Origin of the sequence: Acidithiobacillus sp. 'AMD consortium' (assembly GCF_008926505.1) — a bacterium.
GTDB lineage: Bacteria > Pseudomonadota > Gammaproteobacteria > Acidithiobacillales > Acidithiobacillaceae > Acidithiobacillus > Acidithiobacillus ferridurans.
This window is the reverse complement of record NZ_CP044411.1, coordinates 1,032,152-1,058,666: the sequence shown is the minus strand read 5'-3', so window position 1 is coordinate 1,058,666 and position 26,515 is coordinate 1,032,152. Positions and strand designations below refer to the sequence as shown.

The 26,515-nt window shown below is 60.2% G+C and carries 20 protein-coding genes and 1 riboswitch; of the genes, 13 read left to right on the top strand and 7 right to left on the bottom strand.

Features of this window, described 5'->3' with window-relative positions; translation table 11 throughout:
- Position 1: 1 nt before the first annotated feature.
- Positions 2–505 (bottom strand): hypothetical protein, encoded by a 504-nt coding sequence (locus F6A13_RS05525; protein ID WP_113526675.1) that lies wholly within the window; start codon positions 503–505, stop codon positions 2–4.
- On the bottom strand, positions 505–2,046 hold the full coding sequence (locus tag F6A13_RS05520; RefSeq protein WP_113526676.1) for a glucan biosynthesis protein: 1,542 nt from the start codon (positions 2,044–2,046) through the stop codon (positions 505–507). The genes F6A13_RS05525 and F6A13_RS05520 overlap by 1 nt, the downstream gene beginning before the upstream one ends.
- A gap of 403 nt (positions 2,047–2,449) precedes the next feature.
- On the opposite strand from F6A13_RS05520, the gene F6A13_RS05515 reads away from it, so the two are divergent.
- Positions 2,450–3,868, top strand: a complete 1,419-nt coding sequence (locus F6A13_RS05515; protein ID WP_113526677.1) for a dihydrolipoyl dehydrogenase family protein — start codon at positions 2,450–2,452, stop codon at positions 3,866–3,868.
- On the opposite strand, the gene F6A13_RS05510 is transcribed toward F6A13_RS05515, so the two are convergent.
- Positions 3,865–4,521, bottom strand: a complete 657-nt coding sequence (locus tag F6A13_RS05510; RefSeq protein WP_126605185.1) for an alpha/beta hydrolase — start codon at positions 4,519–4,521, stop codon at positions 3,865–3,867. The two genes, F6A13_RS05515 and F6A13_RS05510, sit on opposite strands and share 4 nt — an antisense overlap.
- Positions 4,505–5,860 carry a sigma-54 interaction domain-containing protein gene (locus F6A13_RS05505; protein ID WP_126605184.1) on the bottom strand — a complete coding sequence of 452 codons (1,356 nt, stop codon included), beginning with the start codon at positions 5,858–5,860 and terminating at the stop codon, positions 4,505–4,507. Before F6A13_RS05505 ends, F6A13_RS05510 begins: the two co-directional genes overlap by 17 nt.
- Before the next feature lie 304 nt (positions 5,861–6,164).
- Here F6A13_RS05505 and F6A13_RS05500 point away from each other — a divergent pair, with 304 nt between their 5' ends.
- The 7 genes from F6A13_RS05500 (at position 6,165) to F6A13_RS05470 (ending at position 13,278) form a co-directional block, all read left to right on the top strand.
- Positions 6,165–6,899, top strand: coding sequence for an MBL fold metallo-hydrolase (locus F6A13_RS05500; RefSeq protein WP_113526680.1), 735 nt, complete (start codon positions 6,165–6,167; stop codon positions 6,897–6,899).
- Positions 6,900–6,909: 10 nt separating this feature from the next.
- The gene (locus F6A13_RS05495) at positions 6,910–8,544 is read left to right on the top strand and encodes a cytochrome ubiquinol oxidase subunit I (protein WP_113526681.1); all 1,635 of its coding nucleotides are present in this window, start codon (positions 6,910–6,912) and stop codon (positions 8,542–8,544) included.
- A 59-nt stretch (positions 8,545–8,603) separates the two neighbouring features.
- Complete coding sequence (cydB, locus tag F6A13_RS05490) at positions 8,604–9,737, top strand: cytochrome d ubiquinol oxidase subunit II (protein ID WP_113526682.1); 1,134 nt, start codon at positions 8,604–8,606, stop codon at positions 9,735–9,737.
- Between the two features lie 12 nt (positions 9,738–9,749).
- Positions 9,750–9,953 carry a hypothetical protein gene (locus F6A13_RS05485; RefSeq protein ID WP_009563880.1) on the top strand — a complete coding sequence of 68 codons (204 nt, stop codon included), beginning with the start codon at positions 9,750–9,752 and terminating at the stop codon, positions 9,951–9,953.
- A gap of 182 nt (positions 9,954–10,135) precedes the next feature.
- Positions 10,136–11,533, top strand: a complete 1,398-nt coding sequence (locus F6A13_RS05480) for an aldehyde dehydrogenase family protein (protein WP_225982013.1) — start codon at positions 10,136–10,138, stop codon at positions 11,531–11,533.
- 28 nt (positions 11,534–11,561) lie between these two features.
- Complete coding sequence (locus F6A13_RS05475; protein ID WP_126605183.1) at positions 11,562–12,809, top strand: FAD-dependent oxidoreductase; 1,248 nt, start codon at positions 11,562–11,564, stop codon at positions 12,807–12,809.
- Positions 12,810–12,813: 4 nt separating this feature from the next.
- The gene (locus F6A13_RS05470) at positions 12,814–13,278 is read left to right on the top strand and encodes a hypothetical protein (RefSeq protein ID WP_113526685.1); all 465 of its coding nucleotides are present in this window, start codon (positions 12,814–12,816) and stop codon (positions 13,276–13,278) included.
- 21 nt (positions 13,279–13,299) lie between these two features.
- Here F6A13_RS05470 and thiC read toward each other — a convergent pair whose 3' ends face one another.
- Positions 13,300–15,183 carry a phosphomethylpyrimidine synthase ThiC gene (gene thiC, locus F6A13_RS05465; RefSeq protein WP_113526686.1) on the bottom strand — a complete coding sequence of 628 codons (1,884 nt, stop codon included), beginning with the start codon at positions 15,181–15,183 and terminating at the stop codon, positions 13,300–13,302.
- Between the two features lie 73 nt (positions 15,184–15,256).
- Positions 15,257–15,350, bottom strand: a riboswitch (TPP riboswitch).
- Positions 15,351–15,499: 149 nt separating this feature from the next.
- On the opposite strand from thiC, the gene F6A13_RS05460 reads away from it, so the two are divergent.
- The gene (locus tag F6A13_RS05460; RefSeq protein ID WP_113526687.1) at positions 15,500–17,092 is read left to right on the top strand and encodes an ABC-F family ATPase; all 1,593 of its coding nucleotides are present in this window, start codon (positions 15,500–15,502) and stop codon (positions 17,090–17,092) included.
- A gap of 12 nt (positions 17,093–17,104) precedes the next feature.
- Here the strand turns inward: F6A13_RS05460 and F6A13_RS05455 are convergent, their stop codons facing one another.
- On the bottom strand, positions 17,105–17,413 hold the full coding sequence (locus tag F6A13_RS05455) for a hypothetical protein (RefSeq protein ID WP_113526688.1): 309 nt from the start codon (positions 17,411–17,413) through the stop codon (positions 17,105–17,107).
- On the bottom strand, positions 17,397–18,848 hold the full coding sequence (locus F6A13_RS05450) for a phosphomannomutase (protein WP_113526689.1): 1,452 nt from the start codon (positions 18,846–18,848) through the stop codon (positions 17,397–17,399). Before F6A13_RS05450 ends, F6A13_RS05455 begins: the two co-directional genes overlap by 17 nt.
- A gap of 179 nt (positions 18,849–19,027) precedes the next feature.
- On the opposite strand from F6A13_RS05450, the gene F6A13_RS05445 reads away from it, so the two are divergent.
- From F6A13_RS05445 to F6A13_RS05430, 4 genes are all read left to right on the top strand, one after another.
- A complete protein-coding gene (locus F6A13_RS05445; RefSeq protein WP_151528122.1) occupies positions 19,028–22,369 on the top strand; it encodes a DEAD/DEAH box helicase in 3,342 nt (1,113 codons plus the stop codon).
- Between the two features lie 163 nt (positions 22,370–22,532).
- The gene (locus F6A13_RS05440; RefSeq protein ID WP_151528121.1) at positions 22,533–24,509 is read left to right on the top strand and encodes a lytic transglycosylase domain-containing protein; all 1,977 of its coding nucleotides are present in this window, start codon (positions 22,533–22,535) and stop codon (positions 24,507–24,509) included.
- Positions 24,510–24,585: 76 nt separating this feature from the next.
- Positions 24,586–25,692 carry a 4Fe-4S dicluster domain-containing protein gene (locus F6A13_RS05435; protein WP_126605182.1) on the top strand — a complete coding sequence of 369 codons (1,107 nt, stop codon included), beginning with the start codon at positions 24,586–24,588 and terminating at the stop codon, positions 25,690–25,692.
- On the top strand, positions 25,685–26,515 hold the full coding sequence (locus F6A13_RS05430) for an FAD/NAD(P)-binding protein (RefSeq protein WP_113526693.1): 831 nt from the start codon (positions 25,685–25,687) through the stop codon (positions 26,513–26,515). The genes F6A13_RS05435 and F6A13_RS05430 overlap by 8 nt, the downstream gene beginning before the upstream one ends.

The window sequence follows — 26,515 nt, the reverse complement described above, 5'->3', positions numbered from 1 at the left end:
TTCAGGCTTCTCCAGGCAGTACGCGCGGATGCGCGCGGATCGTGTGGTGGTTGAGCAGGGACCGGGCGAGGCGCATCAAGGCTGCGCCCCAGGAGCGGTTCAAGGGTCGCGAGGCCATGCTGGAACGCACGATGGCCGGGCCTACCTGACGCTGCAACCAGCGGCAGGGCTTGCCATCATGGGCGTCGCCCACGGGCAGATGGAGGGAAAGATCCAGTCGCACATCCAGCTCGTCGCCGTCCCCCAGCGTCGCCAGGGCCAACTGTAGGCCGGCGAAGGCCCGGGCATAAAGCGCCTCACCTTCCATATCCGCGCCGCGCAGTTGCGCCACTACCTGCCCGCGAACCCACAGCCGCTGGGCATCCGTCAATGACAGGCGGGCCATGTACTGCTCCACGCGGGCCAGCACCGGGGCATTGTTTGCGACGACCATGGCCTCCGCTGTCCAACCCGCCAGCAGATCACCCGCGGGATTGACACTGTAGCTTGATTCATCCTTAAACATTACATCTGCTCCTTTGCCGCGTGTAAAAGATAGGTCCAGGTATTGCTCATCACCTGATGGTTCAGGGTTAAAAAACACCGTACATTACTGGGTAAATCCGGTTGCGGCTGAATGACGGCGATCACTCGCCAGAAATGGCCATCCTTTTCCCATTCCAGTTTCTGGCTGAGAATTTTCGCACCGTCGGCAGCGTCAAGATGGACCTGCACGGGCGCATTGTCCTGCAGTTTGGTGAGCGCACCGCCCCCGAAATCGATTACCACCGTCCGTGCGCCGGGCACTTTTGGATCGTCGCCCAGATAGGTGCCCACCGGATGGGGTAGCGGGATCAGACCGTGATTATCGAGGAAAAAGCGCAGGGTATAAGCGAAGTGCAGGGGCGTTTTGGGTGCAGGTTCATGTTCCGGCACCCAGAATGCGCCAATATTATCCATATCCCGATTGTTGGTGGGCAGTTCCACCAGACGAAGCTGCCCCTTGCCCCAGTCACCATCGGGCTGCACCCAGACGCTGGGGCGCCGTTGGTACTGGGTTTCGATGCCCTGGTAAGCGGAGAACCGGCGATCCTGCTGAATCAGGCCGAACCCGACAGGATGATCCATCGTGTAGGTCGTGGTCTGTACGTATAGCGGGTTGTTGATGGGCCTGGTCGTCCATTCACCATTACCGTTGGCCATCACCAGGTCGCTGGAATCGTGCTGGGCCGGGTGCCAGTCACCCGCGATGACGCCGCGTCCATGCCCGTGCCAGTACATGCTGGTCAGGGGCGCCAGTTCCAGTACCTGTACCGGCTTGCGTAGGTAGATGGTGGCCTCCACATGGACCGTGGTGCTGTCACCCTGCTGGATAGTGAAGCGATAGGCCCCCGTCGCGACGGAGCTGTCCATCAACGCATAAACCACCATCGTGGTCGCACCGGGTTTGGGACGCTCCAGCCAGAATTCCTTGAAGTAGGGGAAGATTTCGCCGGAAGGCTGAGCCGTGTCGATCCCGAGCCCACGGGCCGAGGTCCCGTAGATGGCACCTTTGCCAACAGCGCGGAAATAGGTCGCACCGAGAAAGGAGATGAACTCGTTGTGATGCGGTGGATTGTCGAGCGGCGCGAGCAGACGGAAACCTGCATAGCCGAGTGCGCCGGGTATATCTTTGGGTACGTTCAGTTTGCCGAAACTGAAGTGCTCCAGCTTAAAGGGAACTGGCCGCACCGCACCGTCCACAACGCTGCGGATAACCACTGGGCGGTGGAACCAGGAGCCAGGCAGATAAAACTGTGCCTCGTACGGCAAGTTGTCGCCTCTCCAGAGCGGTGAAACATCCTGAATCTGGGCATACTGGTCGGGCGTGAGATCTTTGAGAAAGGCCGGGATAGGCAAGGGCTTCGGGTTGTAGGTGCGGTCCACCAGCAATTTGGCCTTGGCCTCCACCGTAGCCATGCCGAACTCGTCGGCGTATGCGGGCAGCGTTGCCGCCAACCCGGCCAGCCCAAGCAGGACGGCGGAAAGCGGCTTCAGTGACAGATGATGACGATGATAAATATTCATGACAGAACAGGAAGCAATACCTATGCCACAGTTGCAACATACTAATTTTTCAACTTTAATTATTTCTTGGGGCTTGTTTTTGTCGCTTGTGCCCGACGTCATCGGGAAGATGACCAGAGAATCCACCGCACCGTATCGCATCTCTCGCGCACGGATTCAAGACATACTTCATAGCGCACTGAAAGTATTATAGTATCGCCAGACACCCATAGACGAGTTCTATAAATGATGCCTTTCGACCATAAAATAGCTAGGGGGTAACAGTCGCTGATAAACAACAAAATAATTCATCAACCTGCGCTCGCTCCGCCATGGAATTGAATAACCGACGCAATAGCGCGCGACCGTCAACATGATCAATAACTTTACGAATGACTTCTATTACATTGACTAGGAAAGTGTTATGAGTATGGACAACTATGATGTCACCATTATCGGCAGTGGCCCCGGCGGTTATCGTGCGGCAGTTCTGGCGGCTCTGCGCGGTAAAAGAACCGCGATTATTGAGAGAAAGACCTGGGGAGGAACCTGTCTCAATCGGGGCTGTGTTCCTAAAAAGGACTGGCATGAAACGGCAAAATGGATAGAGCAAAGTCGGCATTTCCAAAAGCGGGGGGTGGTGGGTCTGGCGCTGAGGGGAAATATGGCGCTAGCCTGGCAGCATCAGCACGATGTGGTCGAGACTGTCCGTGGCAGCTATCTGGACTACCTCAAGCGCCTCGGGATACATCTTTACGATGGCACGGGCAGCTTCCTGGATGCCCGGCGCATCGCCGTTGAAGGGGTCGGCGGAGTGGTGGAAATCCATACGGAAACCAGCATCATCGCCACCGGATCGACGCCATCCTTGCCCCGGGGGATCGTTCCGGCAGCCGGCAAAGTACTGACCAGCGACATGCTCTATGACAACGGCGTCCCGCACGGAGACCGGGTGATCCTGGTGGGTGGAGGGGTTATCGGCACCGAGTTCGCGTATATTTTTACTCAGCTCGGCAAACAGGTGGAATGGCTGGTGCACGCCACGCCTCTCGCCCATACCCGGTATTCGCCGCAGGCTAAGGATACACTCCATGCAGCGCTGGCCGGACTCGGTATCCATCCCCAGTCCGGGTTCAGGATCCACCGCATGGAGACGACGACCGAGGGCGTAACGGTCTTCGACGACCAGGGGAAGTCGGTCCATGGCGATTGGGTACTGCTCGCCACCGGACGTCATGCCTACACCGAAGGATTGGGTCTGGAAAACACCCGTATCACCCTGGACGATCATGGATTTGTGCAGACTGACGCCACCCTGGAGACCGGAGAGGCTGGCATCTATGCCATTGGCGACGCTGTCGGACCGATCATGAATGCCAACCAGGCCCTCAACGACGCTCGGATAGTCATCCACAACCTGCTCAGCGCCGAAAAGCAGGAACGCGACCCGCTCTGGGTGCCGGAACTGGTATATTCCGCAGTGGAGCTCGCGCGTATCGGTATGGATGACGAAGCGGCCGAGGATGCAGGTTTTGAACCCGCGGTCGGTTTTGCGGCTTTTGAGACTTCACCGCGCGCACTGGGGCAGGACGACAGCGTTGGCTTTGTCCGCCTTCTGGCTGATATGGATAGCGGCGAACTGCTTGGCGGTGAAATAGTCGGTCGGGATGCCGGCGAATTGATTCATTTGCTTGCCAACGGCGGCGACCACGACGGGATGCTGCGCAGGATCGTCGAAACTCGCACCAACCACCCTTCCCGCGCAGAAGAACTGGTAAATGCCACCGAAACACTGGCGGCGCGTTGGGGTCTCGAAGAACAGATTTTTGGGCCCTCTGATTAATCGAGGGTATACAGAAAGTTACGCAAATCCAGCAGTTCGTCTTCACAAAGGGTGTGGCCCATGGGGTAGCGGTGGGTACTGACCGCATAGCCCGATGCGGTCAGTAGCTGCCGGGCGATCTCCATATAGGAAATAGGCAGGACGCCATCTTGCTGCCCGTGCGCCCAGAATACCGGTGGCGACTCGGGCGTAGCCGCCGGCAGGCGGGCACGCAACGGCAGGTAGGCACTGAGGGCCAGCACCGCGCGGGCCGCATGGCCTGCATGTAGCGCGGTGTAGAGCGACATGGCGCCCCCCTGGGAGAATCCACCCAGAATGACGGACGGTGCGCTGCCAGCCTCGTGATCCAGCAGTGCGCCGAGCCGCGACGCCATGTCCTGTAATCCCTCGGCGTCTTCGGCAGACTGCCCGCCGAAACCATAAACGTCATACCAGGCCCGCATCGGCCGGTTCCCGTTGACGCGCACCGGGCGCACCGGCGCATTAGGAAACAGCCAGCGGAACCGACTCTCCGGGTCCACCATATCCGCCACCCCGGCGAGGTCTTCCATGGAGGCACCGAGACCGTGCAGGAGCACAATGCAAGGCGCTCCCACTTGGCAACCGGGGCGGGTCAACAGACCCTCCGGCCAGATGTCAGGACTCAATGGCATGCCCGGTATTACTCCTCAGTGCGTCCAGCTTGCGGTACAAGGTTCGCTCGCTTACCCCCAGGCGCTGCGCCAGGCCGCGGCGATCGCCACCGTAATTTCCCCGCGCCCAGCGCAGGTATTGTGCTTCCAGATCCGCCAATGGAATGATTTCGCCAACACCGGGTATGGGCTGCCGTCCCGTCAAAGACGGAGCCGGGCCGGATTCCTGCACTGGCAGATGCTGAAGGTTTGCAGGCAGGTGTTCCGGAAGAATCCAGACATCGTCGGCCAGTAGCGCCGCACGCTCGAGAATGTTGCGCAGTTCACGAATGTTGCCGGGGTAGTTATAACGGCGCAGCAGTTCCAGCGTATCGGCGTGAAGGTGCAGCCCCCTGGCCACCGGCAGCCGCTGCAGGATGACTTCCGCCAGCAAGGGCACATCCTCCAGGCGCTCCCGCAACGCGGGCAGCGTGACAGGAAATGTATTCAGACGGTAATACAAATCCTGCCGGAAGCGCTCCTCCGCGACCATTTTTTCAAGCGGGCGGTGAGTAGCCGAGACCAGGCGGAACTGCGAACGAATCGGCTCCACGCCCCCTACCCGCCGGAAATGTCCCGTTTCCAGCAGGCGCAGGAGTTTCACCTGTAGACTGAGCGGAATATCACCGACTTCGTCGAGAAAAAGAGTGCCCCCATCGGCCGCCTCCACCAGACCGGTTTTGCGCGAATGCGCGCCCGTAAATGCCCCTTTTTCATGACCGAAGAGCTCGCTCTCAAAAAGGGTTTCGGACAAGCCGGAACAATCCACCGCTACGAAAGGCCCGTTCCGACAGTGACTAGCCTGATGTACGGCCGCAGCGGCCAGTTCCTTACCCGTACCGGACTCGCCGAGCAGCAATACGGCGGCATCACTGGGCGCCGCCCGGCGGATAAGCCTGGCCACGTCCCGCCAGGCGGGAGAGTTGCCGACCATGGCGGGGGCAGGCAGCGCCGTCGATTGCGGCACGAGGGTCAGCAGTTCAAGAAAGTAGACGACTTTAGCGCTATCATTACGGATAGGGTAGAGATCGATCTGTGCGTTTCCGGAGGTATTGCTATGCACCACATGCTGGCCGGTACCGGAGCTTTGGCAGGCGTCGAGGGGGCAATGATTGCCTCCCTGACGACAGGAGTAGCCGGCGTCCTCCATGATTTCGTAACAGCGCCGCCCCTGCAGGGGCTTGCCGTCGCCGAAGACCCGCCGATAAGCCTGGTTGGCGGCGAGGACGGAGTAATCTGCACACAGCAGCACAGCCGGAGCGCTGAAACAATCCAGCAACGATGTCATTTCCGCCCGCAACTGCCTGAGCAAATCCGTCATATCCCTCCTCCACACGCCCCGCACACGGACCCGCGATCGGTGCAACGGGCACATCCTCACTCCTCACCACGCGCATGTCAATTATAACAGCGCCTGCCAATCCGCAACTGCCATTTTTGGCACCTGCGCGGAGATTCAGGGCACGACAGCGACGGTGCAGCACATGAACAGCCCTATAAATAAAATACAGCGGCCTGTTTATCCTTATTCTTTCAAAGGATGCGATGATAACAGACTATTATCAAATAATGGCACAGAGATTGCTGATACTCTGATGTCCAAATACTCGACAGGGACGGGCGATATGATCTTCAGACAACTATGCACCCCCAAGGGCGGCCACCTGAGCTATCTGCTGGGCGACCCCGTTACCCGCGAGACCGTCATCATCGACCCCATGCCGGCACACGTCGACACGCTGGAGGCGTTCATGATCGAGCGTGGCCTCGATCTACGGTATATACTGCAGACCCACCATGAACCCGTCCATATCGCCGCGGCTACCGTATTGAAGGAACACAGTGGCGCCCGGATCGTCGCCCACGAGAGCATCGCCGATGAGCACATCGACCTGCGCCTGCGGCATGGTGATGTCCTCTATTTCGGAGAAGAAAGTCTGCGGGTACTGCACACGCCGGGGCTCAGCCCCTGCGCGGTCACCTATTGGTGGGAAGATCGCCTGTTCACCGGGATGACTCTGCTGGCCACCGGCGCGGCACCCTGTACCAGCCAGAGCGATCCGCAAACCCTTTATCACAGCATCACCCAAAGTTTACTCAGTTTCCCTGGGGAAACCCTGATCTATCCCGGTCTGGAAAGCAAAGGCCGGCGCCTCACCAGCATCGAGGAACTCCGCCGCAAGGACAACTGGTTCAACAATCAACGGGGCAAGAGCGCGTTCTTACGCAGTTGTGCGCTCTTGCTGCCGGAGAAGTCTTCAGTAGAAGTAACCCGTAAAAGTGATGTAAACAAAATAGGGGCACAGGAGGAAGATGTGCACCATTACATGCCCGGTCGGAATATTCCGGCTTCTTTGTAGGAGGTAATTCATGGACATGTTGATCAATCCCACGGTGGTGGAGCTATCGCGCCTGCAGTTCGCGCTGACCGCCCTCTACCACTTCTTATTTGTACCACTCACCCTGGGTATGACCTTTATTCTGGCCACCATGGAAACGGTGTATGTCATCACCGGCAAACAGATATATAAAGAAATGACGCAGTTCTGGGGCAAACTCTTCGGCATCAACTTTGCCCTGGGCGTCGCTACCGGCCTGACCATGGAGTTTGAATTCGGGACCAACTGGTCCATGTACTCCCACTTCGTGGGCGATATTTTCGGTACCCCGCTGGCCATCGAGGGGCTGATGGCCTTCTTCATGGAATCCACCTTTGTCGGTGTGATGTTCTTCGGCTGGGAGCGCATAAGCCGCAAGGCGCACCTCGTGGTCACCTATCTGGTGGCTCTTGGATCCAACCTTTCTGCATTGTGGATTCTCATCGCCAACGGTTTTATGCAGGACCCGCGGGGCGGCACCTTTGATCCCAATACCATGCGGATGCAATTTTCCAGCTTTATCGACCTGATCTTCAATCCGGATGCGCAGGCCAAGTTTGTCCATACCTCCATCGCGGGTTTTGTAACCGGCTCCATGTTCGTCATGGGCGTCAGCGCTTATTACATGCTGACCAACAAGCGGAAAGATTTGGCGTTGCGCTCCTTCCGGATCGCCACCCTCTTCGGCGTGGTTTCCAGTATCGGCGTAATTACCCTGGGTGACGCCCTGGGCTACCTTGATGGCCAGAAACAACCCACCAAGCTGGCGGCCATGGAAGCCATCTGGAACACGGATTACAACACGGTGTCCGCGTCCTGGAACCTCATCGCCATCCCCAGCCGTAGCGAACAGAAGAATCTCTTCGAGGTTTCCATCCCGTATATCCTTACGCCGCTGCTGACCCACTCCGAGACGACGGTCATTCCCGGCATCATCCAGCTGGAGCAGGAAGCCAAGCCAAAAATTGCCAATGGCATCAAGGCGATGATCGCACTGAAGGAGTACAACCTGGATCACAGCAATACCCAGGCACTGGCCACCTTCAAGCAGTACGAAAACGACATGGGTTATGGTTTCCTGGCCATGCGGTTTGCGCCTGATCAGGACCTCAAGAAGATCAACGCCACCAATCTGCCCAGCGTTCTGGACAAGACGGCGAAGGATACCATCCCCAATGTCTGGGTGGAGTTCTGGGCCTTCCGCCTGATGGTCGCTGCAGGCTTCTTCATGCTGGTGCTCTTCGCTTTCGCGGCTTATTTCAGCCTGAAGAACGAAATCGAGAAACACCCCACCCTGCTGAAACTGGCGATGTGGAGTATTCCCTTGCCTTGGGTAGCTTGTGAGTTCGGTTGGATCACCGCCGAAAATGGTCGTCAGCCATGGACGGTATTTGGCTGGCTACCTACCTTCGTCTCCGCCTCCACCCACAGCGTCGGCTACATGGTGTTCTCGCTTATCGGGTTCACCCTGCTGTATAGCTCTTTCATCGCGGCGGAGCTCTACCTGATGTTCAAATACGCCCGTCTGGGTCCGCAGGATGATCATCATGATCACGGTTCTGCGCCTGCGGGTGGCGGCATGGCGGGTCAGCCGGTGTTTGCCAAACCCAGCATGGATCGCAAGTAACGCCAGCGTGATGAATCAAGGGGGGTTGATTTACCCCCCGACTGAATGGAGAGCACAAGATGGATGCTTACGTATATTTAAAGATATTCTGGTTCCTGATTCTGGGAATCCTGTTGATGGGCCTCGCTATCATGGTCGGTATGGATATGGGCGTTGGCGCTCTGATGCGCTTTGTCGGCAAAACCGACGGCGAACGCCGCGAAGCGCTGAACATCGTTGGCCCGCACTGGGATGGTAACCAGGTGTGGTTCATTCTTGGCGGTGGCGCGATTTTCGCGGCCTTTCCAAGCCTCTATGCGACGTCTTTTTCGGTCTTCTACATCGTCATGATTCTCCTGCTGTTCAGCATGATCATGCGTCCCGTCGCCTTTGAATACCGTTCCAAGGTGCCCAGTCATCGCTGGCGCGATTCCTGGGACTGGGTCTTTCTCATTTCCGGTGCCCTGCCCATGATTGTTTACGGGGCTGCCATGGGGAATATTCTGGAAGGCGTCGGCTTTCACTTCGGCTGGGACGGCCAGTATTACCAGACCGAATCTTTCATCTGGTATCTGCTGAATCCTTTTGCGATTCTCTGCGGCGTGCTGTCGCTGAGCCTGGCCATCTATCAGGGCGGCACCATGCTCATGATACGCGGTAGCGGTGCGCTGTATGACCGGGCACGGAATTACGCCAGCGTCGGCGGTATTGCGGCGCTGGTGATCTTCGTTATCGGTGGCTTCATGGTGTCCGGCATGAAGGGCTTCCAACTGATCAGCGGTGATCCGGGCATGCCCGCGAACCCGGTCAGCGGCCAGACGGTCGCCCTCGCGAACGGGGCGTGGATGGCCAACTATGCCGCCCACCCCATTCTCTGGCTGGTGCCCTTGCTGGGTTTGGCTGGCATGGTCCTGGGTGTGCTCGCACTGCGCGCCAACAAGCCCGTTCTCGGCTGGTGGATGGGTGCAGTGGCATGGATCGGCGTGATCGGTGCGGTGGGCACTTCCATGTTCCCCTTCCTGATGCCTTCCACGGACAACCCGGACCAGAGCCTCACGGTCTGGAACGGCACCGGCAGCGAGTACAATCTGGTCTGGATGACCATCTTCGGCCTGATTTTCCTGCCCATCATCATCAGTTACACCACTTGGTGTTTCCGGGTGATGCGCGGTAAGGTGGCGGCGCCCGACACGCAAGACGACCACGCTTATTAAGAGGAGGCGAACATGAAAAATTTGCTCACATTTATCGGGTTGGCGGCCGTCATGGTGTTGTCCCTTTTTCTGGCGGTGATTACCGGTGACTACGGCCCCTGGTACTTTGCTTGGCTGGTGGGTACCACCATGATTGTCCTTATCTCTGCTGCAGGTGCTATCATGTTTGACAGACAGGATGAAGAACAGCAGCGAAAGCAGGGTTCCACTCATTAGGAAACAAGGAGATGTCTATGCATTATGTAGATCTGGAAGATTTCATCTTCTTTCTGCCGTTCGTTTACTTTAGTCTGGCAGGTTTTGCTTACCTTTACACCAGAAAACGGTTCCGCTAAACGTGGTATCGTCACGGGGGCCTTCGGGCCCCTTTTTATTCATAAGGAATTCCATTGCGCACTGTGGACGAATTGCTGGCTGCGCAAAAATCGGCGCTTCGGGAAAATGGCGCCCTCAACTACCGGCAACGCCAAGCGCTGCTGCGGGCCCTGGCGCAGATGCTGCGGCAACACGGCACGGCGCTCAGCGAAGCCATCGCCCGGGATTTCGGCAGACGCCACCTCCGCGAAACGGAAATCTATGAAATCTATCCCCTGCAGGCGGAGATCGCCTACGTGCTCGGGCATCTCAGGAACTGGGTGCGTCCACGCGCCGTGCATACCCGCTGGCCATTCCTGCCGGCCCGCAGCCTGATCATTCCGCAACCCGTGGGTGTCGTCGGCATTATCGGCGCCTGGAATTATCCCTTGCTCCTGACCCTGCTGCCGTTGATCTCCGCTATCGCCGCAGGGAATCGGGCGATTCTCAAAGGGCCGCGTCTGGCGCCTCAGGCTATGACGTTATTGGCACAGACCCTGCGCGATGTGACCTCTGAGGATACCATTGCGCTGGTCCAGGGATCACCGGATGTGGATCACGCGTTCCCCGGGCTGCCTTTCGATCACCTGATTTTTTCGGGAGCCACCCGTACCGGGCGGGTGATCGCCCGTGCCGCCGCGCGGAATCTGGTGCCCGTGACACTGTCCATGAGCGGCAAGAGTCCGGCCATTATCCAGCGTGACTATCCCCTGGCCGCCGCGGCCCGATCCATCATGGCGGGCAAGCTGGTGAATGCCGGGCAAACCTGCATCGCCCCCGACTATTGCCTGGTGGCGACGGATCAGTGTGATGCTTTTATCGCGCGGGCGCAGTCGGCCACCTTATCGCTCTATCCCCACTGGGCAGACAACCCGGACTATACCAGCATCCCCAACGGGCGGCTGTGGGAACGTCTGGATGGCCTGCTGCAGGATGCCCGGGGGAAAGGAGCGCTACTATGGCAGCCCTCGCCAGCACCCGCATGGCCCGATGGCGCACAGCGGCCCTTCCCGCCCACACTGCTCTGGAATGTGCGGCCCGGCATGAAAATCCTGGAAGAAGAAACCTTCGGGCCGATCCTGGTGATTCTGACCTACGATGACATCCAGGAGGCGCTGGATTATGTGCGGGACCACCCCGCCCCTCTGGCGCTGTATTATTTCGACCGAGATCAGCGGCGCGCCCTGCGGCACTGCAAGGGAATTGCCGCAGGGGGCCTCACCATCAACGACACCATTTTCCATGTCGCACAACCCGGTATTCCTTTCGGCGGTATCGGGCTGAGCGGTATAGGCCAGTATCGTGGTATTTATGGGTTTCAACGCCTCTCGCACTACCAGGGCGTCTTCAGGCAGAATCGTCTGAGCGCCTGCGAATGGGTGCGCCCCCCTTACGGACGCTGGACGCAGTTGCTCATCGCCTGGCTGTCACGCTGGGGATAACGTTCATCTTCGGAGAATACTCACCAAAATGTCCGCATCCGATGTGATCATTGCCGGCTCCGGACCTGCCGGCGCCATGCTGGCCAGAGACCTGGCGCGCGCCGGGGCTAGCGTGCGGATTCTGGAACGGGGCGGAGAAACCCCGGCGTCAGCGCCGAATTTATGGAAGCTCTGGCGCCGCAAGGAGGCATTATATGTCGCGCCGGGGGTTGCCCTGCTCCGTGGCATGCGGGTTGGGGGTGGTTCCACCGTTTTCTACCACACGGCCGTCTCTCCTCCCCTGGAGATGTTTTCCCGCTATGGCGTGGAAATGGCGCAGGATTTGGCGGCTGTCCTTGCAGAACTACCGCACCAGCCCCTGGAGGCGCCGCTTCTGGGTCCCGCAGTACAACACATCGCCAGCGCGGCACGCGCTTTGAGACTTCCCTGGCGGGCGCTGCCGAAAATGATTTATCAGGAACTCTGCGGCCATGGGGGCTGCCCACCAGCAGCTTTCTGGTCTGCGGCGTCGCTGCTGGCGCAGGCAAAGCAACTGGGCGGCAAACTGGAGACCGGTATCCAGGTGAACAGGGTGCTTTTTCAGGGTGGGCGCGCGGTGGGCGTGGAGGCCCTTCAGAACGGGCAGTTACGCCGGTTCATGGGGGGGACGGTCATTCTGTCGGCGGGTGGTGTGGCAAGCCCCGTAATTTTGCAGCGCAGCGGGATCCGCGAGGCGGGGCGGGGATTTTTCTGCGATCCTTTGCGCATTGGTGTGGCGCTGAACCAGGAAGACGGGCACCGGGAGACAGAACTCCCCATGTCGGCGGGGTTTGTAGATCGGGAAGCCGGTTACATGCTGACGGATATGACCGTTCCACCCAATTTTTATCGCGCTTTTGCGTGGGCAGCCGGCAGAGTCGACATGCTTGCGCATTACCGGCATAGTATGATGATCATGGTCAAAATCCGCGATGAAATCAGTGGTGAAATCAACGCCGACGGGCGCGTCTGGCGACATTTTTCCGCAGCCGATAAAAATCGCATGCACAACGGCGTGGGACTGGCTGCCGATATCCTCCGGGCGGCGGGCGGTAGACGGGTATTCTTCTCGCCCTGGCTGGCCGCGCACCCCGGCGGCAGCGTGCGTCTGGGCGAACTGCTGGATGAGCGGCTATCCTGTCGCGTCCTCAATCTCCATGTCTGTGATGCGTCGGTGATCCCCGAATCCTGGGGTTTACCCCCGACGCTGACGGTATTATCCCTGGCGAAGTATTTGGGCCGCATATTACTTGGGTGAATGAATGAGCGTGCTTACGGTATTGCAGTTTTTCCATATCACCGCAGTGGTTTCCTGGATTGGCGGAATTTTTCTGCTCGATATTTTTATCGTTCCGGTTCTGCGCCGTAACATAGCCAGCGAGGCAGAACGCAGCAAATTACTCTACCAGATTTTTCGCCCCTTCTTTGCCTGGGTATGGGTGGCTGGTGCGGCACTGGTGATTACCGGCTACTGGATGGTGTATGTATACGGCGGATTTACCGCGCTCCCTACGGCGATGCGGATCATGGTGACACTCGGCACCCTGATGGTGATACTAGCCCTGTTTGTATTCTTCGTGCCATTCCTGCGCATGGGGCGGGCCATCGCCGCTGGCGACTGGCCGTTGGCCGCCCGGGCCGCCGGACAGATCAGGCTGATTTCTGGTATCAATCTGGCGCTGGCCATCCCCGCCATCCTGGCGGGGGTATGGGGAATATTTGGCTGACAGTCCTGGATCCCGACACGGTTATCTGAGGTAGACATTCTTCCCCAGCCGCTTGAAATCCTCTGCCTTTTCCTGCAGACCTTCCAGTCGGGCCGTCTCGATGTCTTCACCCTTGGTTTGCGCGTATTCCTGCAAATCCTGGGAGATTTTCATGGAGCAGAAATGGGGACCGCACATGGAACAGAAGTGCGCCGCCTTGGCGCCTTCCTGGGGTAAGGTCTCATCGTGATATTCCCGCGCTTTTTCAGGGTCCAGTCCAAGGTGAAACTGGTCTTCCCAGCGGAACTCAAAACGCGCCTTGGACAGGGCGTTATCCCGCACTTGTGCGCCGGGATGCCCCTTGGCCAGGTCGGCGGCATGGGCGGCAATCTTGTAAGTGATGGCCCCTTCCCGCACGTCATTTTTATCCGGCAGGCCAAGATGCTCCTTGGGCGTGACGTAGCAGAGCATGGCGGTGCCGTACCAGCCGATCTGGGCGGCGCCGATGGCGCTGGTAATGTGGTCATAGCCGGGGGCAATATCCGTGGTCAGCGGTCCAAGAGTGTAGAACGGGGCCTCGAAACAGTGCTGTAGCTCCTCCTCCATATTGGCCTTGATGAGTTGCATGGGGACGTGGCCGGGGCCTTCGATCATGGCCTGCACATCGTGCTTCCAGGCGACCCTGGTGAGTTCACCCAGGGTGTGCAGCTCGGCGAACTGTGCCTCGTCATTGGCGTCGGCCAGCGCGCCGGGACGCAGGCCATCGCCGAGGGAGAAGCTCACGTCGTAGGCCTTCATGATCTCGCAGATTTCTTCAAAATGGGTATAGAGAAAGCTCTCCTGATGGTGCGCGAGGCACCATTTGGCCATGATGGAACCGCCGCGCGACACGATGCCGGTAAGACGATTCGCCGTCAGCGGGACATAACGCAGCAGCACACCGGCATGGATGGTAAAATAATCGACGCCCTGCTCCGCCTGCTCCACAAGCGTATCCCGGAACAAATCCCAGGTGAGGTCTTCGGCCTTCCCATCGACCTTTTCCAGGGCCTGATAAATCGGCACGGTCCCGATGGGTACCGGACTATTGCGGATAATCCATTCGCGGGTTTCGTGAATGTGCCTACCGGTGGATAAATCCATGACCGTGTCGGCGCCCCAACGAATCGACCAGACCATTTTTTCCACTTCTTCGGCAATGGACGAGCTGACCGCGGAGTTGCCGATATTGGCATTGATCTTCACCAGGAAATTGCGGCCGATAATCATCGGCTCCAGTTCCGGGTGATTGATATTGGCGGGGATGATGGCGCGGCCCCGGGCGATTTCGTCGCGCACGAATTCCGGGGTAACGGTATCGGGGATCTGCGCGCCGAAGGACTCGCCGCGATGGGCGCGGAACAGCGCCGGATGGCTGGCACGCAGTTGCTCCAAACCCTGATTCTCACGGATGGCGACGAACTCCATCTCAGGGGTAATGATACCGCGCCGCGCATAGTGCATCTGGGAGACGTTGCCGCCGTTGGCCGCCCGGCGAATCTCGCGGCGATGATGAAAACGCAGATCCGCCGTGCGGACATCCGCCAGACGGGCGCGACCGTAGGCGGAACTGGGCTCGGGGCGGCTTTCTATGGCGGTATCCGTCGGCGACCATTGCCAGCGCATCGCGGGCAGGCCCGCATGAATATCGATGACCACGTCGGGGTCGGTGTAGGGACCGCTGCAATCATAGACCGGGATGGCGGGATTGACTTCGAGGCTGCCGTCCCGCCTCCGGGAGTCGTTCTGCGGAATCTCCCGCAAGGGGATGCGCAATTCCGGGAAACGCACGCCACCGAGGTAACGCTTGTGTGAGCCGGGAATCGGGCCGCAGGTTACCGCTGCGTCCTGCATAGTATTCACCATATCCGTGGGACGGGTAGCCATCAGTCATTCCTCCTAAAAATTTATCCGATTGCTGCGGAACAAAATCAGGATGCGGGCGGAAGATGCGGACAGGCATGCTGCAGTCGCGCTTCCCTACGCCGGCATGACCCGGATCAGGTTCCAAGGGTACCTCTCAGCCCACGACGTGGACGCCCCTAGCGTTTATAACGATTCACTGGGCAAGGTACGGGAAGCTGAGTGAATCTGTCAAGTTAGTCCACCACCTTACGCCACGAAGGGTAGGACGCGCCAAGCGAATCAGTGCTATCATCGCGCCCGTTATCAGCCCTCGTTTGCCGCCCTTTCGGAGTCAATCTTGCTCAGCACCGCCAACCTCACCATGCAATTCGGGGCCAAGGCCCTCTTTGAAAACGTCTCCGTCGAGTTTGGCAATGGCAACCGCTATGGCCTTATCGGTGCCAACGGCAGCGGCAAGACGACGCTGATGAAGATTCTCGGCGGCGATCTGGAGCCCAGCTCCGGACACGTCAGCCTGAGCAGCGGCGAGCGTCTCGGCAAACTGCGGCAGGATCAGTTTGCCTTTGAAGACTGTACCGTACTGGACACGGTGATCATGGGTCACGCCGAGCTCTGGCGCATCAAGCAGGAACGCGATCGCCTCTATGCCCTGCCGGAGATGACCGACGAAGAAGGGATGGCGGTGGCGCATGTGGAGGTGGAGTTTGCCGAGTTGGGCGGCTACGCGGCCGAGTCCCGGGCCGGGGAGTTGCTGAGTGGTGTGGGTATTCCGCTGGCGCAGCACAGCGGATTGATGTCGGCGGTATCCCCCGGCTGGAAACTGCGAGTATTGCTGGCGCAGGCGCTTTTCGCCGACCCCGATATTCTGCTGCTGGACGAGCCGACCAATAACCTCGACATTCATACCATCCAGTGGCTGGAAGAACTCATCAGCAACATCAACAGCACCGTCATCATCATCTCCCATGACCGCCATTTTCTGAATAGCGTCTGTACCCACATGGCTGACCTGGATTATGGCGAGTTACGCATTTATCCCGGCAATTATGATGAATATATGCAGGCTTCAACCCTGGTGCGGGATCAATTGCTCGCCGACAATGACAAGAAAAAGGAGAAGATGGCCGAGTTGCAAGGCTTTGTGAGTCGCTTCTCCGCCAATGCCTCCAAGGCCAAGCAGGCGACTTCCCGCGCCCGTCAGTTAGAGAAAATCCAGCTTGAAGAAGTGAAGCCTTCCAGTCGGCAAAATCCCTATCTGGTCTTTCATCAGGAACGCAAACTCTATCGCAATGCCCTGGATGGGAAGGACCTGAGCAAATCCTTTGGCGATCTGCGCCTGTTTCATAAACTGCGCTTGCATGTCGAAGCGGGCGAACGGGTTGCGATTATCGGCTCCAATGGTCTGGGCAAAACCACCTTGTTGCGTTGCCTGGTGGGCGAATTGACCACCGATGCCGGCGAAATAAAATGGGCGGAGAATGCGCGTATCGGTTACTTCGCCCAGGATTATGCCCCCGAATTTGCGGAGGATATGACGCTTTTCGACTGGATGTGCCAGTGGCGCGGTGAGCGCGATGATGACCAGGTGATCCGCGGCGTGCTGGGCCGCCTACTCTTCGGGCAGGACCAGGTCAATCGTTCGGTCAAGGTGCTCTCCGGTGGCGAAAAGGGGCGAATGCTCTTCGGCAAACTCACCCTGCAGAAACCCAATGTGCTGATTCTCGATGAGCCGACCAACCACCTGGATATGGAATCCATCGAGTCTCTCAATTCGGCCCTGGAGAAATACGACGGAACCTTACTTTTTGTCAGCCATGACCGAGAGTTTGTGTCTTCCCTGGCCACCCGCATCATCGAATTCACTCCGCGGGGCATTCAGGACTTCAAGGGCACCTATGAGGATTATCTGCGCAGCCAGGGCATGGGGTGAAGATCGGCGGGTTTATTTTTTCCGGTAAAAGGGTTTCCATATACCGATAAGCAGCAAAACAATTCCGACCAGAAAAATTTCGCCGATCCATTTCCAGTGAACCGCATTCAGCACGTCTGCCAGACGCAGCAGACTTTGCGCCTGGGCATCGGTGCCGTGGTGGACCGCCATTTCCGCCACGGCGTTGGTTTTGAACACCACGCCCAGATAGCGCAGCACCATCAGCAGCAGATCCGCAATAAGCAGCCCGGTGCCGATGTACACCCACCAGATGCGCGGAAAAAAGATGCGCCGCATCCGCCGCTCAGGCCCGCCAGCCATTCATGACCTCTAAGGCCTTCCGCAGCATGGTCTCGGCTTGCTCCGGGCTATCGGCCTCCGTATAGCAGCGCAGTTCCGGCGCATTGCCGGAAGGTCGCAGATGAATGATGCCGCCCGGCGCGAGGGTCACCCGGATGCCGTCCGTCAGATCCATGTGCTGCGCGGCACCCGCAATTTCTCCAAAGGCCGTATTGAAGGCCACGAGATTGGCCGCCTTGTCGTCACCGCGAAAAGTATCCAGGTGGCGCCGGCTCAGCGCCGATGGAAAGTTCTGCAAACGGTCACTGGCGGTATGACGGGGTGGCAGATCGGCCAGCAAGGCTGCCAGGGGGACGCCACGATCCTGCGCCGCCGCAAGCACCGTCAGCATGGGCAGGATGGCGTCGCGGGTGGGAAGGGGCGCCAGGGTGCGGCCATCACGGGTAAGCGGGCTGCCCAGCAGAAAACCGCCGTTGGCCTCATACCCGCAGACGGGCATCAATCCCTCCTGCAACGCGGCCTGCATCGCCTCGATGACATAAGGGGAACCGATCCTGGTGCGCAGGATTTCCGGAAAAAAGCCGGACAACTCCAGCGCCGTGTTGCTACTTACCGGCGTGACTACCGTATGGGCGCCCAAGGCATGGGCAGTTAGTATCCCCAGCACGTCGCCACGCCACCAGCGGCCCTCATGATCAGCAATCATGGGACGGTCGGCGTCGCCGTCCGTGGTCAGGAGCGCATCGAGATGGTACTCAGCCACTGCGCGCTGCGCCAGAACCGTGTCTTCGGGGCGCAGGGCCTCGGTATCCAGGGCCACAAAATCCGCGGAGCGGCCCAGGGGCAGCACCTCCGCACCCAGCGACTCCAGCAGTGTCACCAGCAGGTCACGGGCGACGCCGGAGTGCTGGTAGACGCCCAGTCGCCATCCGGCAAGACTGTCCGTGCCGAAAAAGTCCAGGTAACGCTGCTGATAGAGCGCCAGCCAGTGCGGGTCGGCGGCGGGCAAAACGGCTGGCTTGCGCAGCGCGTCCGCGGCGTCGAAAAGGGCCGTATCCACCGTCATATCCTGACGCAGGATCCCGGCCTCATCGGCCTTCATCAATTCCCCATGGGGGCGGTTGAATTTGATGCCATTGCGATCAAACGGAATATGACTGCCAGTGACCATCAGGGATGGTACTCCCACCGCCAATCCCGCAAACGCCAACGCCGGCGAGGGAAGGTATCCGGCGAAACGGGGCTGCCCGCCCCCCGCGAGGACCGCGGCCCAGGCCGCGGCCAGCATCCGCGGCGTGCTGGGTCGCAGGTCGCCGCCCAGTATCACCGCATCCCCGGCGTGAAACTCGCCGATTTCCGCAAGATAGCGCAGAAAGGCCTGGGTATGCACATAAACGACCTTATCCGACAGATCCACCACCAGACCCCGCAACCCACTCGTGCCAAAAGCCACCATCTTCTGCCCTCTCCATGTGTGCCGTTCCGCTCATGATAACGGCAAGGCGCTGGCGAGGATACCGGTAGACCACCCCGAACCGCTTCCCCTCCTACCCCCCGACTGTGTACCATAGGCGGTTTGCACGGCGGCATCGCCCCGGTGCATTTCCCGATATCATCAAAACACCGAGCACACCCATGCCTACCAATAATGACTGGATGAACTGGCACCGCGATGCCAGTGCGATGCCCACGCTGGGGACGTACGGTTACGAAGATATCCGCAGATGGGTGGGGGATCTGGAGATTCGCAAAGCCCAACCTTACCAGAAGTCCATCAGCCATCTGGAGCAGCGTGGCAGCACCGACCTCAGTGCCCTGGTGCAGGGCACGGCACGTACGCCATACCGGGTAGACATCCACCTCAGCCAAGGGCATCTGGTAACCCTGTGTACCTGCCCGGTAGGCAGTCGCTGCAAACACGTCACCGCGGTGCTCCTCGCGCTGCTGGCCGGTCGTAGCCACACGGCGCCGACGCCGGCCCCGGCTTTGCGTCCGCATGTGATGCAATGGCTGAGCGAGCTGCGCTCGCATCTGGATCCGCCCAAACCCAAGCCGCCGACTACCACTCATACCCTGTACTGGCTGCTGGAACTGAACAGCCGACATCATCACGGTCCAGTTCTCAGTTGTCGTAAGGCCCGCCTGAACAAAAACGGAGAATGTACCGGTCTCACCCCCTGGTACAATTTCGAAGGCGCCCTGCGCCGCCCGCCGAGCTTCATCGACGAGGCGGACCAGCGTGCCCTGCGCCGTCTGCTGTTGGAAGACCCCTATGCCAGCCAGACCGGCGAATTCGATCTCGGCCCCCGCCACGGTGCCGCAGCTCTCGCCATACTCGCCGGTACCGGACGCCTCTTCGCCAATTCGCCAGCCAATCCGTCCCTGCGACTCGGTGATAACCGGCCTGGCATGCTGGTCTGGAAGATCAGCAGGGGCGGGGAACAATATCCGACACTGGAAACCACCCCGCCCGCTACCAGCTTCCTGCACCTGGATGCGACCTGGTACCTGGATGGGGAAACGGGGGACATCGGCCCGATCGAGACGGACCTGCCGACCACGGTCCTGCGCGATCTGCTGCAAGCCCCGCCCCTCAATGCGCAAGAAGCCATTCTTTTGCGCGAGATGCTGGAGCAAGCGGTGCCTGGTCTCCCCGCGCCCGTGGCCGACCCCGGACAGGGCTTACGGGAGATCGAAGCGCCTCTGCAAGCGCTGCTTTGGTGCGACACTCTGGCCCTCCTCGGTATTCAGGCGCACCGCAACTATCCCGGCCAATGGAGTCCTACCTGCCGCTTTGATTATGCGCAGCCCACATTGGTGTATGGTCCCGCACGCGTTGCCGTGGATGACGACAGTGCCATCCAGACCCTCGACAATGGTGAGATGGTTCGGATAAAACGCGACAGGACAGCCGAAAAACAGGCACTGCAGGCACTCGGAAAAACAGGCCTGAAAGCGGCCAGTGCCGGCCTTTTCCACAGTCTGTCGCCGCTGCCTCATCTCATCTACGGGCTGGACAGCGAAGCCGACTGGAACGGGTTCATGTCAACGGGCGTCGAGACCCTCCGCGAGCAGGGTTGGGAGGTGCGCTGGCCCGATGGCTTCCGTCACTACTTCCTGCAGGTGGATGAATGGGATGTACAGGTGGATGGTGCCGAGGAAGGGTGGCTGGGCCTCGATGTCGGCATCGTGGTGGACGGCAAGCGGCTGGCGCTGCCCCCCCTGCTCGGCACCCTCTTCGCCCGTGATTCGCGCTGGCTGAATCCAGGCGGTCTGGGTACCATTCCCGATGATGAGTATATCCATCTGCACACCCCGGCGGGCGTGCCCATCCAGACCACGGCGGATCGCCTGAAACCTCTGGTCGGGACCCTTATCGATCTGTTCAGCCTGGACGCCGGGGGGCCTTTGCGGATGTCCGCCTTTGACGCGCCCCGCCTCGCCCGGTTGGTGGACGACAGCCAGTGGCGCAGTGAGGGGATGGATGCCGTGCGTGCGCTGGCTAGATCTTTGCCCCAAAACGGAGAGATCCCCCCCGTCCCACTGCCCACAGGTTTTGCCCTCCCCCTGCGCGCCTATCAACAGGACGGGCTTGCCTGGCTGCAATTCCTGCGCGAGCATCATTTGGGCGGCATTCTCGCGGACGATATGGGTCTCGGCAAAACCGCCCAGACCCTCGCCCATCTGCTGCTGGAAAAAGAAAGTGGCCGCCTGACGGATCCCGCCCTGATCGTCATGCCCACTTCACTGATTCACAACTGGCGGGAAGAGGCGGCACGCTTCACTCCTGACCTGCGAGTGCTCTCCCTGCACGGCAAAGAGCGCAGCAGCCGTTTCGCCCAGATACCTGACAATGACCTGATTCTCACTACCTACCCGCTGATCTGGCGGGACGTCGAAACGCTCAGAAATCAGCACTTTCATTTGCTGATTCTCGATGAGGCACAGATGGTCAAGAACGCGCAGGGCCGCGCCGCCGAAGCCATCCGTGAGATTCCAACCCGGCATCGGCTTGCCCTCACTGGCACCCCCCTTGAAAATCATCTCGGCGAACTCTGGGCACAATTCGACTTCTTTCTGCCGGGCTTTCTCGGCGACCGGCGCAGTTTCCAACGGGTCTGGCGCGGCCCCATCGAGCGCCACGGAGATGCTGAGCGTCTGGATTTATTGGCCCGTCGGGTGCGCCCCTTCATTCTGCGTCGGCGCAAGGAGGATGTCGCCAAGGAACTCCCCGAGAAGACCATCATTATCCGCCCCATGGATATCGAAGGGGCGCAGCGCGATCTTTATGAGACGGTACGCAGCGCCATGGACGAACGGATCCGCCAGGAAATCGCCGCCAAGGGTTTTCAGCGCAGCCAGATCGTCATCCTGGACGCGATGCTCAAACTCCGCCAAGTCTGCTGTGACCCGCGCCTGCTCAAGAGTGAAAAGGCGCGAAAGGTACAGGACAGCGCCAAGCTCGCCCTGCTCATGGGGATGATTCCGGAGTTGCTGGCGGAAGGTCGCCAGATTCTGCTGTTTTCGCAATTCACCGAGATGCTCGCCCTGATCAGTGCAGGCCTCGACAAGATGCATATCCCTTACGTGCTGCTCACTGGCAGCACCCAGGATCGCAAGACGCCCATCGACCGCTTTCAGCGCGGTGAAGTGCCACTCTTTCTGATCAGCCTCAAGGCGGGCGGCGTCGGTCTCAACCTCACGGCAGCGGACACCGTGATTCACTATGACCCGTGGTGGAACCCCGCCGCCGAAAATCAGGCCACTGATCGCGCTCACCGCATCGGCCAGAAACGTCAGGTTTTTGTTTACAAGCTGATCGTTGCCGGGAGCATTGAAGAAAAAATCCTGGCCCTGCAGGAGAAAAAGGCCATTCTCGCCGCCGGCGTGCTGGAGAAAACGCAAAAAGAAAAGCTCCGTTTCGGCCCCGACGATCTGGCTTCGCTGCTCGCGCCGCTACCGGAAGTCTTGCGCTGAGGTAGAAGCCGCAGTGCTTCCTGAACGGCACACTTGGTGGCATGATGTTCTTCAGCAAGCTCCGGGGGGTCAAGGCGTATGCAGACAGCACAGACAGCGGACCGATGGCACCATTTCATCGTCGGGGGTGCCGCCCTGCGACGTTCATCAGGCAGCAGCGCCGATGGCCGCGTTTAAGGCGACCCTGAGAGTACGCTCCTCCCGTCCCGCGGCGGTCCTGGTGTCGCTGGTGCTGTGGATGGGTTGCGGAACATCCGTAGCGACGGCGGGCATCCTCAGTGCCGCTCAGGAACAACTCCTGAACTCGGCAGCAACCGCTTTCGCTCAGGGCGATTACCGCCCTGCCGCCGATGCACTGCCTGAATTGGAAAATACCTACATGGGACCATGGGTAGGGTACTGGGCTCTGCAACCCCGCCTCAACATCATGACCCAGCGCCAATACCAGCGCTATACCCTGCACTATCCGGGGGGGGTGGCGCACCATCTGCTGCGCCGGCAATGGCTGCTGGAACTCGCGCGCCGCAAGGACTGGCCGGACTTCACCCAAGTGTATCAGGCTGGCAGCCCTCCTGATTTGATCTCCTTGCGCTGCGATGCTGCGCGCGACCCGCTGCTGCGCACCAGCATGGTAGTTGCCCCCTATTTCCTCTGGAGCAGTGCTCCGGCGAACGATCAGGCCTGCAACGCCATGGCGCGTGTCTATCTGGCACAAGGGCAAATCACGACGTCCGAGCTGTGGCATCGCCTGCAGCAAATGTACGAGGCCTCGGCCTTCAGCGCCGCGCTGCGCTTTGCATCGTTTTTGCCTCCGCCGCAATCCGGCCAGCTTGCGCAGACGGTAACGACACCGGCTACGTGGATCTCTCAGCAGATTCAGCAATATGGTACCGGCAACTGGCCAGCCGGTCAGGCCCATTTACTGGTGCTCGCCCTCCTGCGCCTCGCTGCCATCCATCCCGCAGACGCCGCACGGTTTGTGCAAACCCTGGATGTCCTGGATTCTGCCGATAAATCTCTGCTGCTGTACAACGCTGCCTATCATGCCACGCTATCCTTTCGTTCCGAATCCGGACACTGGTATGCCCAGGCCTACGCGGCCGATCCGCAGTTCCACCCCCGGCCCCGACTGCTGGCCTGGATGGTCCGTACAGCATTGCGCAACGGTGACTGGAACATGGTGGAGCAGGCCACCCGGCAGATGGGTGCCGTTCAACGGCAGCAGCGGCAATGGCAATTCTGGTCCGCGATCGCACAACTCCAGCATGGGCAGACGCAAGCCGCCTATGCCGCGCTCGCGGCTCTGGAATCCCCGTGGACTTATTACGGGCAACTGGCCATGGCGACGCTCAACAAACCACTGATCCTGAAGTCCGGCGACCCGCCCGCACCCATCGAAGTGAGCGTTACTCCCGTGAATAATGCTCCCGGGCGGACCGCGATCACACTCTATCATCTCGGACTCTATTTCGACGCCCTTGCCGAATGGGACCAGTTTTTGAAGGGGTTGAACGGGCCAGCGGAAATCGAGGCCGCAGCCCGGACGGCCTTTCAGCATGAGGCGTGGCTGCTGGGTATCCATGCCAGCAGCCTGATTCGCAGTGGAAAAGACTGGCGACAAGGCTATGTGCTTCCCTATGCACAGGAAATCAGCGCCGCCGCAGCCCAAACCGGCTTGCGCCGCGCCTTTCTTGCCGGCCTGATCCGACAGGAATCGGGTTTTGCGTTCGGCATCCACTCCGACGTCGGCGCGCAAGGCCTGATGCAGGTGATGCCCGCCACCGCCCGGTGGCTGCAAACCCATGTCGCCGGCGCCGCCACCGCCGATCTGCACAGCATCGACGGCAACCTGACCCTGGGTTCGCACTATCTGAGCCTTCAGCAACAGCATTTTGGTGGCTCCGAGCTGCTGGCTGCGGCGGCCTACAACGCCGGACCCGGCGCACCGCAACGCTGGCTAGGTCGCTGGACACCGCCACCAGGCCCATGGGCGGGTCCGATTTTCACCGCGAACATCCCCTTTCGGCAAACCCGCCACTATGTGCAAAGCGTACTGACCAACACGGTTGTCTACGCCGCCATTCTCGACCGCAAGCCGCAAACCATATGGCCCGAGTGGCGCCTCGGCACCAACCCGTAATCTGCTTGGCGGTTCATGCGGCGCACTCCGTCTATACTATGTTGTCATCTACCGGCGACAGGGAGTCTGCATCACCATGGCCGCACCCGGTTTTCTTCCTCGCCCCCGCTTACAGCACCTGCTGGCTGCCTTGACTGCGGCAGGCTACCGCTGCCTGGGTCCCAAGGTGCGGGACGGCGCCATTGTCTACGAAGAGTTGGGCAGCATCGACGATCTGCCGCGGGGGGTCCACGATCATCAGCAGCCGGGTGCGTATCGGCTCCACCGCGACGAGAACCCACGCTGTTTCGCTTGGGCCAACGGTCCCCAGGCCCTCAAGCCGCTGCTTTTCGCCCCCCGCGAGGTCCTCTGGACCAGCGCTGCGGAGAGTGACGGATGTATCACCTTTCACCCCGAGATACCGGAAGCCCCGCCCACCGCCGTCATCGGGGTGCGCGCCTGCGATCTCGCGGCCCTGCGTCTGCAGGACCGGCACTTCCTGGAAGGGCCTTTCCCGGATCCCCATTACGGAGCCCGGCGCAGGAACCTTTTTCTGGTGGCGGTGCATTGCACCCATCCCGCTGCCACCTGTTTCTGCGCATCCACCGGCGACGGGCCGCGGGCTGAGTCGGGTTTCGACCTGGCCCTGGCGGAACTCGACGAGGGCTTCATTGCGACGGCGGGAAGCCCCAAGGGCGAGGCACTGCTCGGGCAACTGCCCCTCCAGGCCCTGGATCCCGCCCAGCAGACCGCCGCCGACGGGGAGATCGTTGCTGCCGCCCAGGCGCAGCAACGCGCCCTGCCGTCCCGCAATCTGCGGGATGACCTCTTTGCCAACCTGCACCATCCCCGCTGGGACGATGTGGCCCAACGCTGCCTGTCCTGCACCAACTGCAGCTCCGTCTGCCCCACCTGTTTCTGCCACGCTGAGACGGAGGAGCCTGCCCTGGACGGTCGGAGCAGTACCCATTCCCGGCAATGGGACTCCTGTTTCACCGAAGGCCACAGCGCTATCCACGGCATCGTCATCCGCGCCGACACCCGCCAGCGCTACCGCCAGTGGCTGACCCACAAGCTCGGGAGCTGGCACGACCAGTATGGCCGCTCCGGCTGCGTGGGCTGCGGACGCTGCATCGCCTGGTGTCCGGCGGGCATCGACATCAGCGTGGAAGCGGCGGCCGTCTGTGGAGGGGATCATGCCTGATCCTTACCTTCCCCACGAGGTCGAGATCCTGGAGCGCATTCAGGAATCCCCCACCATCTTCACCCTGCGCCTCGCCTTCACCGACCCGGAAATGCAGGCCAGCTATCGCTTTCAGCCGGGCCAGTTCAACATGGTTTATCTGTACGGGGTGGGCGAGGTGCCCATTTCCATCGTCTCCGATCCAGAAGATGGGCACCTCATCGACCATACCATCCGTGCCGTAGGCCTGGTCACCCAAGGGCTGACACGCCTGGGGAAAGGCGCCCGCCTGGGCCTGCGTGGGCCTTACGGCCGGGGCTGGCCCCTGAAACCGGCCGAAGGCAGGGACATCGTGCTCCTTACCGGGGGGCTGGGCTGCGCGCCGGTGGTGTCGGTCATCCACTACATCCTGCGGCGGCGGGAACGCTTTGGGCGCCTCACCATCCTGCAAGGGGTCAAGCATACCGACGACCTCATCTGGCGCGACCAGTACGAAGCCTGGAGTCGGCTACCCGATGTCCAGGTGGGACTGGCGGCGGACGTGGGCAGCCCCGGCTGGTTCGGACAGGTGGGGCCGGTAACGGTTCTCTTCGACCGCGCCCAGTTCGATCCCGGTGCACTGGTGATGATGTGCGGCCCCGAACCCATGATGCGGGCGGCCGTGCAGGAGCTGCTGCGGCGCGGCGTGGCGGGGGAGGACTTGTGGCTCAGCATGGAGCGCAGCATGCACTGCGCCGTCGGTCATTGCGGCCATTGTCAGATGGGGAGAAACTTCGTCTGCCGGGATGGCCCGGTCTTCCCCTACCCAGAGATCCAGGCCCTGCTGGGCGAGCGAGGGTTTTGA

Bases quoted from the DNA above. Each gene is read 5' to 3' on its own strand.
- F6A13_RS05440 (WP_151528121.1), top strand. From the start codon at position 22,533: ATGGCCGCGTTTAAGGCGACCCTGAGAGTACGCTCCTCCCGTCCCGCG.
- F6A13_RS05475 (WP_126605183.1), top strand. From the start codon at position 11,562: ATGTCCGCATCCGATGTGATCATTGCCGGCTCCGGACCTGCCGGCGCC.
- F6A13_RS05470 (WP_113526685.1), top strand. From the start codon at position 12,814: ATGAGCGTGCTTACGGTATTGCAGTTTTTCCATATCACCGCAGTGGTT.
- thiC (WP_113526686.1), bottom strand. From the start codon at position 15,183: ATGGCTACCCGTCCCACGGATATGGTGAATACTATGCAGGACGCAGCG.
- F6A13_RS05495 (WP_113526681.1), top strand. From the start codon at position 6,910: ATGGACATGTTGATCAATCCCACGGTGGTGGAGCTATCGCGCCTGCAG.
- F6A13_RS05445 (WP_151528122.1), top strand. From the start codon at position 19,028: ATGCCTACCAATAATGACTGGATGAACTGGCACCGCGATGCCAGTGCG.
- F6A13_RS05510 (WP_126605185.1), bottom strand. From the start codon at position 4,521: ATGCCATTGAGTCCTGACATCTGGCCGGAGGGTCTGTTGACCCGCCCC.
- F6A13_RS05435 (WP_126605182.1), top strand. From the start codon at position 24,586: ATGGCCGCACCCGGTTTTCTTCCTCGCCCCCGCTTACAGCACCTGCTG.
- F6A13_RS05525 (WP_113526675.1), bottom strand. From the start codon at position 505: ATGTTTAAGGATGAATCAAGCTACAGTGTCAATCCCGCGGGTGATCTG.
- F6A13_RS05430 (WP_113526693.1), top strand. From the start codon at position 25,685: ATGCCTGATCCTTACCTTCCCCACGAGGTCGAGATCCTGGAGCGCATT.
- F6A13_RS05520 (WP_113526676.1), bottom strand. From the start codon at position 2,046: ATGAATATTTATCATCGTCATCATCTGTCACTGAAGCCGCTTTCCGCC.
- F6A13_RS05485 (WP_009563880.1), top strand. From the start codon at position 9,750: ATGAAAAATTTGCTCACATTTATCGGGTTGGCGGCCGTCATGGTGTTG.
- F6A13_RS05450 (WP_113526689.1), bottom strand. From the start codon at position 18,848: ATGGTGGCTTTTGGCACGAGTGGGTTGCGGGGTCTGGTGGTGGATCTG.
- F6A13_RS05455 (WP_113526688.1), bottom strand. From the start codon at position 17,413: ATGGCTGGCGGGCCTGAGCGGCGGATGCGGCGCATCTTTTTTCCGCGC.
- F6A13_RS05505 (WP_126605184.1), bottom strand. From the start codon at position 5,860: ATGACGGATTTGCTCAGGCAGTTGCGGGCGGAAATGACATCGTTGCTG.
- F6A13_RS05500 (WP_113526680.1), top strand. From the start codon at position 6,165: ATGATCTTCAGACAACTATGCACCCCCAAGGGCGGCCACCTGAGCTAT.
- cydB (WP_113526682.1), top strand. From the start codon at position 8,604: ATGGATGCTTACGTATATTTAAAGATATTCTGGTTCCTGATTCTGGGA.
- F6A13_RS05515 (WP_113526677.1), top strand. From the start codon at position 2,450: ATGAGTATGGACAACTATGATGTCACCATTATCGGCAGTGGCCCCGGC.